Here is a 14,319-nt window from a genome sequence, read left to right on the forward strand (position 1 = left end):
TGCAAATTTTTGCATATAGGATTTAGTAGGCATGAAAAATTTCATATTCCATAAAATAATGGCAATTTTCGACCATTGCTTGTATTTCTCAGGCATGCAAACCCGCCTTTTTATGCTATAATAAGTGCTGTTAAAAGGAGGAAGACACTGAATGGTTGATGTTAATAAGAAAAAGCCCGATGAACAGCCTGCCCGCAAGCGCAGCTTCGCCCGCAGACTGGGCAGTGTCGTCAAATGGGTGGTTGTCCTGGGTTTTATGGGGGCACTATTTGTAGGCGGTGCTCTGATGGGATACGTCAGTTCCATTGTAAAAGACGAGCCCGTCCGCTCCAGGGCCCTGATTGAACAAAAAGTCAGCGAAAACTCCATCACAGGCTTTGCTTACTTTGCCGACGGTAGCCCGATCGGTCAATTACGTACGGAAGAAGACAGGCGTCCGGTCACCTTTGACCAGATACCACAGAAAGTTATTGATGCTGTCATATCGATTGAAGACAATCATTTTTACGAACATAAAGGTGTAGATATGAGCGGAACGCTCCGAGCCGTGAAGCAGAAGGTGCTGAAAGAGTCTGTGCAAACGGGCGGAAGTACGCTGACTCAGCAATTGGCACGGCGTGTGTTCTTGAATCTGGATCGTACCGAAGACCGCAAAGTCAAGGAGATACTGCTGTCCTTGCGACTTGAACGATTCCTGACCAAGAACGAGATCATGACCGCGTATCTGAATAAAGTTCCTTTTGGTAACGGCTCCAGTGGATATAATGTGTATGGGATCAAGGCAGCCGCCAAAGGACTGTTCAACATTAATGATCTGGAGAAAATAAACACGGCTCAGGCAGCCTATCTTGCCGGATTGCCTCAGCTCCCCTCCTCTTACTCAGCCTTTAACGGAAAAGGCGATTTTGTAGAGGATAATTTTGAGCGTGCAATCAACCGCCAGCATCTGGTATTACGCCGTATGCTTGAACTTGGCAAAATCAATCAAACCGAGTATGACGAAGCTCTTGCTTTTGATATTAAGAGTTCGCTGGCACCGAAGACCGTCAAGGCTTACAACACTTATCCATATCTTATGATGGAAACCGAACGCCAGGCTGCACAAATTTTGATGAAACAAATGAATTCTGACACAGCAGCTGAAGGAACTTCCGAGGGTTCAGATTCTACCGAGGATGGGTCCCAAAAGGAAAGCAGTGCTCTGCTCGAAGAAGCTCAGCAGCAATTGCGTACAGGTGGCTATCGCATATACACAACGATTAACAAAAGTGTGTACAAAACCATGCGTACCATTGCCGAGAATGACAGCAATTTTGCTGCGGACGATCCCAAAAAGGGAAAAGAACAGACTGCAGCTATCATGATTGATCACAAAACCGGGGCTATTCTAGGCATGATCGAAGGCCGCAGTTTCCAGGATGAACAGATGAACTATGCGACCCAGATGATCCGTCAGCCTGGTTCAACGATGAAACCTATTGCCGCCTATCTGCCTGCTCTGGAAGAAGGACTGGTACAACCAGCGTCCATCATTGATGATTCACCGATTATTCTTAAGGATGGCCCTAATGGGTTCCATATTCCGAAGAATGCGAACAATCGTTATCAGGGACTTGTAACCGCTCGTAGAGCGCTGAACTATTCCCTGAACGTTCCTGCACTCAAACTCTTCAATGAAGACGTCGGGATCGAAAAAGCCTGGGCATTCTCCAAGAAGCTTGGCATAACGACTATTCAGCAGCAAGATTATCAGGCTCAGACGGGTGTTCTCGGGGGACTCCAGTACGGTGTAACCGTGGAAGAACTCACGAATGCTTACGGAGCTATTGCGAACAATGGGGTATATAACGACTCATACATGATTAGCAAAATTGTAGACTCCAAAGGAAATATCGTTTATAAACATGAATCCGAACCTGTCCAGGCATTCTCCGAACAGACGGCGTACCTGATGACAGACATGCTAAGAACCGTAATTACAGAAGGTACTGCGGATAAGGTTCGTGAAACGTATAAGTATACGAAAAGTGCACCTATCGTAGGAAAAACGGGTTCAACGCAAAACTATGCGGATGTCTGGTTTGAAGGCTATACGCCTGATGTTACGCTTGGTGTGTGGGTTGGATACAAACAGCCTGTTAACACCCTTGAAACCAAATCTCAGCGTAAACGTGCCCAGCAGCTCTGGTCTCAGATTATGAATGAAGTCGTTGCAACCGACAAGGAACTGTTCGTGACGGATTCATTCAAGAAACCATCGGGCATTGAAACACGTACGGTATCTGCTTATAGCGGCAAACTGCCAACATCACTGACTGACAAATTTGTAACCGATATTTTCAACAGCAAATTTATTCCCAAAGATAGTGATGATGGTGTCTCCAAAGCAAAATACATTACCTACAATGGTGTAAACTACATCCCTCGTGATGAAACACCTGGCGACATGCTGAAGGAGAAGACGGTTATTAAACGGAAGAAACCGATCTCCGATCTGATCAAGGAATTGCAAAATGCATTTTCACGGATGAGCCGTCACGAATCCCTTGCCTATTACCTGCCAGAAGATGCGGATGCAGACATGCCAACACAAGTCGACCCGAGATCGGACAATGGCAAGGCACCAGATGCACCAGGGAATGTGAGGATATCCGTTGCTAATGGCAAAGCTGTAATTACATTTAACGCAACGCCTGAAAATGACGTTGTCGGATATCGGTTGTATCGCTCCGTAAATGGTGCCGGCTTCCAGAATCAGGGCCAAGTTGTCCTGACAGGTGAATCGAGATCATTTACAGCATACGCACAGGGCGGGAATTTCACTTTCTATGTCACTGCTGTCGATGTAGCCGGCAAAGAGTCTGCTCCTAGTGCTGTGGTTAGCAGTGCAGGAGTCTCAGATCCACTCCCAGATGAGGAAGTAAAAGAACCGATCAATGTTCCTGGAACCATCGTTGAGCCGGAAGAAAATGAAAACAATAACGCTACAACCACCGTTCCAGGTACCCCTGGACAGGTTAGCGTAGCAGCTCTCACCCAAGGATTGCGCATTCAATGGGCCTCCAATCCGGAGAGCGATGGTGTACAGAGCTATGCCGTCTATTACAGTGAAACGGGCTCTGCCCCTTACACCAAGATTGGAACAACTTCGGGTACCTCAATGGATTACGGTGTACCAGCCTCTACAAGCGGATGGTTCAAAGTATCTGCCATCAACAGTGTAGGAGAATCCGAGCCCTCTGTTGCTGTCCCATATCAACCGTAAGATTGCCGTAACGCACGTTTTTTTAAGCCCCCACCCTCTCATTAGAGGATGGGGGCTTTTCTTCATATAATAAAAAGCCTGATCTGCATCTTACGCAAATCAGGCTAGTTCTTAAAAATACAGGCACCGCGTATTCAGTAATTAATCTTCATCGGTTATTAATCTTCAATGGTGGACAGATCACCTGTCGGCAAATCGAGCTCCCAAGCCTTCAGCACACGTCGCATGATTTTACCGGAACGAGTCTTGGGAAGTTTATCCTTAAACTCGATCTCTCGCGGAGCTGCATGAGCAGACAAGCCTTCTTTTACAAATCGATAGATTTCTTCCTTCAACTCAGGAGTCGCTTCATAGCCCTCACGCAGCGCTACAAACGCCTTGATGATCTCCCCGCGCGTCACATCCGGCTTACCGATAACTCCGGCCTCTGCTACGGCAGGATGCTCTACGAGCTTGCTCTCCACTTCAAATGGACCAATACGTTCTCCGGAAGAATTGATTACATCATCGATCCGGCCCTGGAACCAGAAATACCCTTCTTCGTCCATATACGCCGAATCCCCAGATACATACCAGCCAGACAGCCTGAAATACTCATCGTATTTGGCCGGGTTATTCCAAATCTTCGCCATCATGGATGGCCAAGGTGTACGTATAGCGAGGTTCCCCATGCTGTATGGAGGGAGTTCCTGTCCCCGGTCATCGATAATGGCTGCTTCAATTCCAGGCAGCGGCCGCCCCATTGAACCAGGCTTAATCGGCATCTCCGGATAGTTACAAATCAGCTGTGCTCCGGTCTCTGTCATCCACCAGGTATCATGAATCCGCTGACCATAGGCTTTCCATCCCCAACGCACCACTTCCGGATTGAGCGGTTCTCCAACCGACATTACATGCCGCAAGCTGCTGAGATCATGTTGTGCAATAGTCTCGTCCCCTGCACCCATCAGCATACGGAACGCGGTCGGAGCACTGTACCAGACGCTGACTTTATTTTTCTCAATGGTGCTGTACCAATCTTGCGGGCTGAACCGGCCACCACGAATGACATTGGTCACTCCATTCAGCCACGGTGCAAAAATTCCGTAAGAGGTACCTGTTACCCATCCAGGGTCAGCCGTACACCAGTACACGTCATTTTCCCGTAAATCAAGAACTACCTTGCCTGTATAGTAATGCTGAATCATGGCATTTTGGACGTGATAGACCCCCTTAGGCTTGCCCGTAGAGCCCGATGTATAGTGAATAAGCAACCCATCCTCACGATTCAGCCACTCCACTTCCATATCATCCGAGGCTGCAGACATCTCTGCGTCAAAGTCGATTAGACCCTCTTCAGTCTGGGCACCTCCACCCACAACAAAGATATGCTTCAGTTCCGTCAGTTCCGCACGTTTAATGCGTCCCAGCAGTTCTGGCGTCGTGACGAGAGCTACGGCCCCGCTGTCTTCCAGCCGGTCTTTGACTGCCGTCTCCATAAACGCCTCAAACAGGGGTCCGGCTATAGCTCCTGCTTTTAACACACCAAGCAGGCTGAAATACAACTCAGGACTTCTTGGCATAAAAATAAACACCCGGTCTCCCCGGACAATGCCATATTTGCGCAGGACATTCCCAAAACGGTTTGATTGCTCGCTCAAATCCGCAAAAGTATACGCTTCTTCACGCGAGGCATCACTGTATAACAGTGCCGTTCTCCCGCCTCTTCCTTCCAGTACATGACGATCAATCGCTTCATGCGCCATGTTGACTTTTCCGCTGGCGTGCCACGTAAAGTGCCTCTCCACCGATTCCCAATCAAACCGGCTTCGGGCCTCTGTGTAATCGCCCAGGTTAGATTCAGACACAACCGTTTGCAGCATCTCACCATGTGCTTGACTCATGCTTGCCAGCCTCCTTCAACTCGACATTTCGATTTCCCATAATGGGTTACTTCTCATTGCCTTTGTGTTGACTGAACTTCCAGTTAGCGCTTACATTAATAGAGAGAAATTCTCATCATGCACCTGTCTGGCCAAACCAATGAACTCAAATCTGCTTGAATTGTGAACGTTTTTTGTCTACGCAATTATAGCAAATCTACACAATCATCGTCTATGGGTTTTCAATTTTTTGATTTTTTGCTATAAGTAGGGGGAGAGAGGAGCATGAACCATGGAGCATATCAAGGCGTATCATATGCGTTCCATCTTCAAGTCCGGCCACCGAGTCACGGTAGAAGGCCCTGTGCCTCCCGAGGCAATCACCAAACTTGCGTTCCATCCCGATCTGGATGCCTTTCGTCGTCCTTCTGAGCAGCAGGAAGCGCTAGCCGAGATTGCAGCATTGCCTGAAGGAAGAATCATCATTGCACGTGAAAATGAGACGATTATCGGATATGTTACATTTCACTATGCGGATGATTGTGAACGCTGGTCTGAAGGGAACATGATGGATCTCATTGAGCTCGGAGCTATCGAAGTGGCTGACGAATACCGTTCACTCGGGGTCGGACGCGAGATGCTGCTCACCGCATTTGAAAATGGACAGATGGAAAGATATATTGTGTTCACCACGGAATATTACTGGCATTGGGATCTGAAGGGCAGCGGCCTTTCCGTCTGGGATTATCGCAAAATGATGGAGCGACTGATGCAGACTGTGGACATGACGTGGTACGCCACGGACGATCCCGAGATTTGCTCTCATCCGGCCAACTGTCTCATGGTGCGCATCGGCAGTGAAGTACCCATGTCCTCCGAGGAACAATTCGACCGTGTACGGTTTCGTCATCGCTTCATGTATTAATACCTTTATTGAGATATACGTGTATCTGAAAAAAACCGCCTCTCTCGGCAGCTCCAGATGGCAAGCTGGAACTGCCCACGAAAGGCGGTTTTCGTTTATAGACTCATACTTCTATATGGCAGCTTCTGAAAGAGACTCCACATTACATATTTTCAAGCATGTGCTCGACAATCCGATGAGAACGCTGAGAAGATTGCACGGTAAATTCAGCAAAGTTCACATGAGCTGACCCGTCCGCTTTATCGGACATGCCGCGCAGCACAACAAAAGGAACCCGATTCATGAAGCTAACCTGAGCGACGGCAGCTCCCTCCATCTCCGCACATGCTCCATTCATTTCGGTATACAGCATGTTCACGGTCTCCTTGCTCGCAATAAACTGATCTCCGGACAATACCTTACCAATCAGATACTTGGCTCCCTGTGCCTTGCAGGCTTCCTCTGCTAATGCAATCAGAGCAGGTTCCGCGGGGAATGCAGAGGTTTCCTGATACGGGATCACTCCCCGTTCGAAGCCGAGCGGAGTAACGTCCATGTCGTGCTGAACGCATACGGAAGAGATTACGATATCTCCAATGTTCAGTTCCGGGTTGACTGCGCCCGCAACACCCGTAAATATAATCCGGTCCACTTGGAAACGATCGATCAAAATTTGCGTGGTCACCGCCGCGTTCACTTTGCCGACACCCGATTTACACACCACGATCTGCTTGCCCAGCCATTCACCCGCCACATATGTAATGCCGGTTTGCTTCACCATCTCCAGCTGCTTCATGCCAGCCAGCAGAAGTTCTACTTCTTCATCCATAGCTCCAATGATCCCAATCGTTTCCTTCAATCTTGCTACCCCCTATTCACTTCCGGACCTGTCCGGTTCGCCTGATTCATCCTCATGAAGCACAAAAGCTCCGTCTCCGGAGCTTCCGTATATCCATTATGTAGAGAGAATTCCTTCTCCCTTTCCGAATTGCTTTGGCTTAGCCAGCGTGGCTTACTGACAGACGAAGAATCGTTTCATGCGGCAAAATAACCCGTGGGTTCTCCACATTTTCCTTCTTCATCAACTTGGTGAGCAAACGCATCGCTACTGCGCCAAGGTCATACATCGGCTGTGCCACCGTTGTCAATTGAGGACGAACCATGGAAGCCATACGAATGTTATCCACACTAATGATGGAGAAGTCGTCTGGTACCTTCAAGCCTTCATCCTGAATGGAGTGAATGGCACCAATGGCCATTTCGTCCGTTGCAGCAAAGATGGCGGTTGGTCTCTTCTTCAGTCCGAGGAAATATTTCATTGCTTCCACACCGGACTCGTAACGATAGTTACCGATCCGTACCAGATCCTCCTGATATTCCATTCCCGCCGCTTCAAGTGCTTTTTTGTACCCTTGGAAACGGGCATACCCGTTCGCAGGATCCTGCAGTGTACCACTGATCATCGCAATTTCCTTATGCCCATGACGAATCAATGTGTTCACCGCATCAAAAGCTGCAGCTTCGTGGTCGATATCCACGGAAGGATATGTTCCCTTCTCGTCACTCGTTGCACAGAGCACGATTGGTACAGCCGCAGACTGAAACGCCTGAATATGTTCATCCGTTACTGTTCCACCCATGAAGAGCAGGCCATCTACCTGTTTCTCCAGCAGCGTGTTGATGACACGGATTTCTTTTTCCTTTTTCTTGTCCGCATTACACAAAATAATGTTGTAGTGATACATATTCGCAATATCCTCGATCCCGCGGGCAATCTCTGCGAAAGTCGAGTTTGAAATGTCCGGAATAACGACCCCGACCGTGGTTGTCTTCTTGCTCGCCAAACCTCTGGCTACCGCATTCGGACGATATCCCAACCGCTCGATGGCTTCATATACTTTTTTGCGCGTTTGTGGCTTAACATTCGGATTGTTATTTACCACCCGCGATACCGTTGCCATGGACACACCAGCTTCACGTGCCACATCATAAATGGTTACCGTCACAGTACTTCTCTCCATTACCAGTAAATTTTCATACCATTTTCATTAAGATTTATATTACGACAAATTTTTGCATTAATCAATTAAAATAGGCTTTAGGACTCACTTAGAGCATTCGTGAGTGTGGACGAAGTAATATCCGAATGGGAAGTATGCCATACAGGGATTCCTTTTTTGACCAGAATCGCCTGCGGAGATTCATGCTTAACTCCCAGCTTGTCGGCTGCTTCATTAGACACAGGCCGATCTTCCACGACGTAAATGATGCCATAGTTTACATTTTCATTAGGATTATTTTGCAAATAATTGTTCATCTCCTGATAAGCATTCGCGCTGATCGGGCAGCGTGTGCTGTGCTTAAACAGAAGCAAGGGTTGGTCTTCAGTAGCCTCCACTGCGGAGTTTAGCTGTTCAATACTTGTCATTTTAGTCATGTCAGCCATTTGATATACATCCCCCTTTTTCAGGAATACCGCTATGTTTAGCGTTTTCACTCTAGGATATCTTAACAAAAAGCGCATGAAAAAGCCAATTTTCATGAAAACAAGCATTTAGCACGTCAAAATTAGACAGCATTCGAGAAATGCGCCTGCCATACAAAACCGGACAATTGGCTCAGCCTGCGCTCCGTGGTTTCCATCCATTCTTCGTCGCCCGACTTCTGAGCATATCCCATAATATCAAGCAGCAGATTAATTCGTTCGTTTACGGCTTGCTGCATGTGATGTTCCATCTCGCGATCACTTGCATCTGGCCAGGCCAGCAGTTGTTCATGAAAGAGATCTGCAAGTTCATTTTGCTTGCCAAAGGATAGATCCTGTTTCACGGGTTGTTCCCCCAGCTTGCTGATACATTCTTTCAAATCCGGCTTGACCGGCTGTAATACTTCGTATGAAACACAATCCGTGCATGCGAAAACTGGCACATTCCGAATCTCCACTTTTTTCGCATAAACTACAGTTCTCAATTCCAATTCCATTACATGTCCGCATTTGCACGTTTTGCGCACATTCATCACCTCATTCGTTCTATACTCGTATACGTTACCATTCGACCTTTCTCCGCGTAATCCTGCTGCAAACCACAGGTTGTACAAATTACCACTCCCCCCAAATGCAGGTTGTCGAAAATAAGTTTTCATATATATGTAACCGCTATCCGAACAGGGAAAATGCACAATCATGAAGTGTCATACAGAATCTGTTACAATATAAGTTGCGACATCCTAACCACGGCAAAAGGAGAGATGGTTGTGAGATTAACAGGAAAAAAAGTCATCGCACTGGTCGATGAAGAATTTGAGGATCTGGAGTTGTGGTACCCGGTACATCGTGTGCGTGAAGAAGGTGCAGAGGTACATCTGGCTGGAGAGAAAAAAGGTAAAGTCTACATCGGAAAATACGGTGTTCCCGCTGAAGCGGAATACAGCTTCGATGAACTGGACAGTTCACAATATGATGGCATTCTCGTGCCAGGCGGCTGGGCACCTGACAAGCTCCGCCGTTATCCGAAAGTCCTTGAACTGGTGAAGGACATGCATGCAGATCGCAAGCCGATTGGGCAGATCTGTCACGCTGGCTGGGTGCTGATCTCCGCCAAAATTCTGGATGGGGTCACCGTAACTTCCACACCTGGCATTCGGGACGATATGGAAAATGCCGGAGCAATCTGGAAGGATGAGGCCGTTGTTGTCGATGGACATATCATTTCGGCTCGTCGTCCGCCTGATCTTCCTCCCTATGGCAAAGCATTCTGTGATGCACTTGCTGAAAAGTAAATCAGGAATACAAAAAAAGCCCTTCGCTCATGGCGAGGGCTCTTTTTTTTGTATCATATTAACTTAAATGGTATAAAAATGAATATATTAATTTAAAGGTATTTTTCATGCCTCAATGGACTCAAGAAGCATTGGACCCGCTTTGTTCATCAGGATTTCCTGTTGAATCATTATATTTCTGCAAACGCTGCTCAATGTCTGCACTGGTTCTCAGTGCAAAGCAGTCACGCGCCACTTCTTTGGCGTCCACGGCTGTTGTGTTCAGCACCCTGTGCTTCACCCGCAGCAGAGATTGCGGTGACATGCTAAGATTACGAATGCCCAGCTCCAGCCAAAGTGGAATGGAACGTTCGTCACCTGCCATCTCTCCACACACACTAACCTCAATTCCAGCGGTGCGAGCAGCATCGACCGTTGCACGCAGCATTCTCAGAACTGCCGGATGATACGGATGGTACATGTGAGCAATCTGTTCATTCATACGGTCTACAGCCAGCACGTACTGTACCAGATCGTTTGTCCCGATGCTGAAGAAATCCGCTTCCTCGGCCAGCAGGTCAGCAATCATGACTGCTGCAGGCACTTCGATCATGATTCCCACTTTAATATGAGGATCATAAGCAATTTGACGTTCATCCAGATCGGCCATCGCTTCACGCAGAACCTCATTGGCCTGTCTAAGTTCTTCCACAGAGGAGATCATGGGATACATAATCTTGACGTTCCCTGCCGCACTGGCCCGCAGAATTGCTGTGAGCTGTGTCTTAAACAGATCCTTGCGGTCCAGGCTGATCCGGATGGCCCGATAACCCAAAAATGGATTATCCTCTTCAGGCAGTTCGAAATAATCGAGCTGTTTGTCACCGCCAATATCCAGTGTACGAATGACCACGGATTGACCTGCCGTCTTCTCCGCTACCAAACGATACACCTCATACTGTTCCTGCTCGCCTGGGAAGGTCGCACGGTCCATGTACAAAAATTCCGTGCGGAACAGGCCTACACCTTTTGCCCCGTGCTTGAGAGCCAGATCCAGCTCCTTCACGGAGCTGATGTTCGATGCCAGATGCAGCATTGCTCCGTCCTTCGTGATCGCATCCACTGTAGCGAGTACTTGGAGCTGTTCCTTTTTCTTCAGCTGTTTGCTGCGAATCATGGTGTACCGTTCAATTGTCTTGCGATCCGGTTCTGTGAATACCAAGCCGTTATCACCATCCACCACTAACATATCCCCGGTGTCCACTGGCATGCCAACACTCGCTTCCAAACCGGAAACGAGGGGGATGCCAAGCGCACGGGCCATAATTGCCGAATGCGACGTCTTGCCACCGATCAGGGTCACAATGCCCAGTACGTGACTGGGATTCAGATGGGCCAGCTGTGATGGAGACAGTTCCTTGGCTACAAGTATATAAGGTTGAGTATCCGAAGGGAGCGTAATCTCCGGGGCTCCCAGCAGATGCTTCAACAATCGGTTGCCGACATCCTTGATGTCGATCGCCCGTTCCTTCATATATTCATCATCCAGCAAATCGAACATGGTAACAAAGTGGTCAATGGCTTCTTTTACCGCCACTTCTGCCGCTTTGTACTGCCGTTCAATAATGCCGCGAATCTCGTTCATGAATACCGGATCTTCCAGAATGGCCAGATGTGCATCAAAGATGCTGGACTCCTCCGGACCGACAACTTCCTTGAACTCATTCTTGATAAATTCGATCTCATCCTTCGATGTCCGTATTCCCTCGTACAGCCGTTCGAACTCCTGGGCGAGATCCACCGAGTCCATCTTCTGGTCCGGCAGATCCCATTCCCAACTGGGCAGGACAAATGCTTTGCCGATGGCTACGCCTGCAGCTCCATTGATGCCTTGTATCTTCATTCTACCCCTCCAACGTTCCTGTCATAGAGCACCACGGACATGACGGATGCCTGACCTTTCTTGACTTGCTTAAATGGAGCAAAGCTCCATGATTTAACACGATCCGGATTCGTAATCACCATCGGTGTAGTGAGTGAAGCTGCCTCTGCCCGCAATACAGCCAGATCAAACTTGATCAACAACTGCCCGGGCTCGACGGTATCTCCTTCCTGAACAAAGGCTTCAAAATGCCCCTTCAGCTGCGAGGTATCGATACCGATATGAAGCAGGACCTCAAGTCCTTCCCGAGTGGATATGCCCAAAGCATGCATCGTCGGATACAGGTGCATAATCGTTCCGTAGACTGGTGACACCAGCTCTCCCTTTTCCGGAACAAAAGCCACCCCATCCCCAACCAGCTTCGCTGCAAAGATCTGATCAGGCACCTCTTCGATCGGCAGCATTTTGCCTTGAACCGGTGCACAGAACAGGACTTGCGGCAAATCCCGCTCCAGGAGCTTGGCAATCTCTTCACGAATCAATTCGGAATACGTGCCAAACACGACCTGGACGTTACCGCCACCGAGCTTGATCAGCCCCGCAGACCCCATACTCTTCATGGCTCCCGTATCGATGAGACGGTCGTTGTGCACCGTCAGACGAAGCCGTGTAATACATGCCTCTACCTGAACGATGTTCTCCTTACCGCCCAATGCTTCCAGGATCAATGGTGCCTGGTAAGGAATATTCCCCACCCACTCCTCCAGCATGGAGCCTTCTTCCCGTCCTGGCGTTGGAATCTTGAACGTACGGATGGCCCAACGGAACAGGAAGTAATAAACCAGCCCATATAGTATGCCAATCGGTATGAGTTTCCAAGCATTCTCTGATAGATGGAAGTTGAGTATGTAATCGATAATCCCGGCGGAATAAGAGAAGCCGTGCCTGATATCAAGCCAATAACCAATCCACATCGCAAGTCCGGACATAACGGCATGTACGATAAACAGATAAGGTGCTGCAAACAAAAAGGCAAATTCAATCTGCTCGGATACACCTGTCAGAAAACAAACCAACGCAGAAGTGAGAAATGTCTTTTTGATCTTCGGTTTCAGATCTTCCCTTGCCTCCTGGATAATTGCAAAGGCAATGGCAGGTATGGCAAACATCATGATGGGAAACAACCCTGCCATAAAGTAACCCGCCGTTGGATCGCCTGCAAAAAAACGTGGCAGATCCCCCTGCACAATGTTACCGTCTGGCGTTTCATACGTCCCCAGCTGAAACCAGAACACATTGTTAAGCAAGTGATGCAGTCCAAATGCAACCAATACTCTGTATAGCACTCCGTAAATGAACAACCCAAAACCGCCGAGACTGTATTCCCAAGCGGCGATCGCATTCAGTCCATGCTGTAGTATGGGGGCGAGCCACAGCATGAAACAGGAAAACAGCGCCGAGCACAGCCCAACGATCAGCAATACAAATCTGGACCCGCCAAAAAATTGCAATATCTCAGGCAGCTTGATGCTTTTGAACCGATTATGTGTCACCCCGGCCAGAGCGCCGAGAATAATTCCAACTAAAGAAGCTGGCTGTATGGTTCCATCCCCGAAATGGCGAGTCACCTGATCATATATAACGATACCGGCCAAAGCGGCAAGTCCCGCTTGTCCGGCCTGGTTGGAGAGTCCCAATGCTACACCGACAGCAAACAAATACGGCAAAAAATAAAAAATACCGTGTCCGGCCACGGTAGACACTTCACCAACAACTTTCAATCCCCAGGCGTCCCAGGGCAAACTGCCAACACTCAGCAAAATTGCGGCTGCGGGCAGGACCATTGTAGGCAGCATTACCGCTCGTCCGAGCTGCTGCAAGGATCCGAGCCAATTCATGGCGACCTCTCCTTTCTATCCTAGATGGTAAGCTTTACGAAACGTTTTGTCAAAGCAAAACGGTAAGCTGCTGGAAATTTGCCGCAAACTCTTATGACTAGCGACCAAATGACCACCACAGCTACAATCTTAAGGCAAGAAAGCAGTTTAAAGCGAAGGAGCATTCGCAGCTCTAAACACAGAAAAATCCCGTTAACTTGAAGTTAACGGGATCCAGTCTATTCCATATTCGCTTAACCGCGTCCGGCACCGCGCAGAACGATGGAGTCCTCCACCTTGATGCAGCGATTCGTTACGGCTGTCATTCCGTTCTCAGCCGCAATCTGTACAGCCTCATCATTGTGAATGCCAAGCTGGAGCCACAAGACGTTTGCTTTGATGGCTGCGGCTTCACGAGCTACTTCCGGTGTATATTCGCTGCGACGGAACACATTCACAATATCCACGGGCTCGGGAATATCCGCGAGGGTTGCATATACTTTCTCACCAAGGATCTCTCCCTGTGCTTGTGGATTAACCGGAATGATCCGATATCCTCTACTCTGCATGGCTTCTGCAACCATGTAGGATGTCCGATCCGATTTGTCCGATAAGCCGACGACTGCGATGTTGCCTGCCTTGCGTAAAAGTTGCCCAATTTCTTCGCGAGTTGGGTTGTTAAATTCCATGTTCAAGCACCATCCTTTTCTGCTTAAAGTGCGTGTTCAAAAAGACCAGTTTTCAGTACCGAGAAGATGGGATGAAGCTAG

General features: G+C 48.4%; 11 protein-coding genes. 3 read left to right on the forward strand and 8 right to left on the reverse strand.

Annotated features, from left to right (window positions below; genetic code table 11):
- Positions 1-151: 151 nt before the first annotated feature.
- On the forward strand, positions 152-3,265 hold the full coding sequence (locus AC3RCI_RS20205; protein ID WP_492526118.1) for a transglycosylase domain-containing protein: 3,114 nt from the start codon (positions 152-154) through the stop codon (positions 3,263-3,265).
- A gap of 158 nt (positions 3,266-3,423) precedes the next feature.
- On the opposite strand, the gene acsA is transcribed toward AC3RCI_RS20205, so the two are convergent.
- The gene (gene acsA, locus AC3RCI_RS20210) at positions 3,424-5,148 is read right to left on the reverse strand and encodes an acetate--CoA ligase (RefSeq protein WP_492526120.1); all 1,725 of its coding nucleotides are present in this window, start codon (positions 5,146-5,148) and stop codon (positions 3,424-3,426) included.
- 271 nt (positions 5,149-5,419) lie between these two features.
- Between acsA and AC3RCI_RS20215 the strand changes: the two genes are divergently transcribed.
- Positions 5,420-6,052: a GNAT family N-acetyltransferase gene (locus AC3RCI_RS20215; RefSeq protein WP_095359379.1), complete on the forward strand. Its 633-nt coding sequence runs from the start codon at positions 5,420-5,422 to the stop codon at positions 6,050-6,052.
- Positions 6,053-6,194: 142 nt separating this feature from the next.
- On the opposite strand, the gene AC3RCI_RS20220 is transcribed toward AC3RCI_RS20215, so the two are convergent.
- The 4 genes from AC3RCI_RS20220 to AC3RCI_RS20235 form a co-directional block, all read right to left on the reverse strand.
- The gene (locus AC3RCI_RS20220; RefSeq protein ID WP_492526122.1) at positions 6,195-6,890 is read right to left on the reverse strand and encodes a 5'-methylthioadenosine/adenosylhomocysteine nucleosidase; all 696 of its coding nucleotides are present in this window, start codon (positions 6,888-6,890) and stop codon (positions 6,195-6,197) included.
- A 139-nt stretch (positions 6,891-7,029) separates the two neighbouring features.
- A complete protein-coding gene (gene ccpA / locus AC3RCI_RS20225; RefSeq protein WP_127537845.1) occupies positions 7,030-8,037 on the reverse strand; it encodes a catabolite control protein A in 1,008 nt (335 codons plus the stop codon).
- Between the two features lie 92 nt (positions 8,038-8,129).
- Entirely contained in the window at positions 8,130-8,477 is a 348-nt protein-coding gene (gene ytxJ, locus AC3RCI_RS20230; RefSeq protein WP_127537844.1) for a bacillithiol system redox-active protein YtxJ, read from the reverse strand.
- A 122-nt stretch (positions 8,478-8,599) separates the two neighbouring features.
- A complete protein-coding gene (locus AC3RCI_RS20235) occupies positions 8,600-9,130 on the reverse strand; it encodes a hypothetical protein (protein WP_492526124.1) in 531 nt (176 codons plus the stop codon).
- A gap of 150 nt (positions 9,131-9,280) precedes the next feature.
- On the opposite strand from AC3RCI_RS20235, the gene AC3RCI_RS20240 reads away from it, so the two are divergent.
- Positions 9,281-9,811, forward strand: a complete 531-nt coding sequence (locus AC3RCI_RS20240) for a type 1 glutamine amidotransferase domain-containing protein (protein WP_095290198.1) — start codon at positions 9,281-9,283, stop codon at positions 9,809-9,811.
- A 121-nt stretch (positions 9,812-9,932) separates the two neighbouring features.
- On the opposite strand, the gene ptsP is transcribed toward AC3RCI_RS20240, so the two are convergent.
- From ptsP to AC3RCI_RS20255, 3 genes are all read right to left on the reverse strand, one after another.
- Positions 9,933-11,693 (reverse strand): phosphoenolpyruvate--protein phosphotransferase, encoded by a 1,761-nt coding sequence (gene ptsP / locus AC3RCI_RS20245; RefSeq protein WP_492471499.1) that lies wholly within the window; start codon positions 11,691-11,693, stop codon positions 9,933-9,935.
- Positions 11,690-13,570 carry a glucose PTS transporter subunit IIA gene (locus tag AC3RCI_RS20250; RefSeq protein ID WP_492526126.1) on the reverse strand — a complete coding sequence of 627 codons (1,881 nt, stop codon included), beginning with the start codon at positions 13,568-13,570 and terminating at the stop codon, positions 11,690-11,692. The genes ptsP and AC3RCI_RS20250 overlap by 4 nt, the downstream gene beginning before the upstream one ends.
- 233 nt (positions 13,571-13,803) lie before the next feature.
- Positions 13,804-14,238 (reverse strand): CoA-binding protein, encoded by a 435-nt coding sequence (locus AC3RCI_RS20255; protein WP_095290193.1) that lies wholly within the window; start codon positions 14,236-14,238, stop codon positions 13,804-13,806.
- Positions 14,239-14,319 lie beyond the last annotated feature (81 nt).

The sequence above is a fragment of the Paenibacillus sp. MT124 genome (assembly GCF_058792755.1).

What these genes read in the sequence shown, in the direction of transcription:
- AC3RCI_RS20205 (WP_492526118.1), top strand. Translation starts at nt 152, where the DNA reads ATGGTTGATGTTAATAAGAAAAAGCCCGATGAACAGCCTGCCCGCAAG.
- acsA (WP_492526120.1), bottom strand. Translation starts at nt 5,148, where the DNA reads ATGAGTCAAGCACATGGTGAGATGCTGCAAACGGTTGTGTCTGAATCT.
- AC3RCI_RS20215 (WP_095359379.1), top strand. Translation starts at nt 5,420, where the DNA reads ATGGAGCATATCAAGGCGTATCATATGCGTTCCATCTTCAAGTCCGGC.
- ytxJ (WP_127537844.1), bottom strand. Translation starts at nt 8,477, where the DNA reads ATGGCTGACATGACTAAAATGACAAGTATTGAACAGCTAAACTCCGCA.
- AC3RCI_RS20240 (WP_095290198.1), top strand. Translation starts at nt 9,281, where the DNA reads ATGGTTGTGAGATTAACAGGAAAAAAAGTCATCGCACTGGTCGATGAA.
- ptsP (WP_492471499.1), bottom strand. Translation starts at nt 11,693, where the DNA reads ATGAAGATACAAGGCATCAATGGAGCTGCAGGCGTAGCCATCGGCAAA.
- AC3RCI_RS20250 (WP_492526126.1), bottom strand. Translation starts at nt 13,570, where the DNA reads ATGAATTGGCTCGGATCCTTGCAGCAGCTCGGACGAGCGGTAATGCTG.
- AC3RCI_RS20255 (WP_095290193.1), bottom strand. Translation starts at nt 14,238, where the DNA reads ATGGAATTTAACAACCCAACTCGCGAAGAAATTGGGCAACTTTTACGC.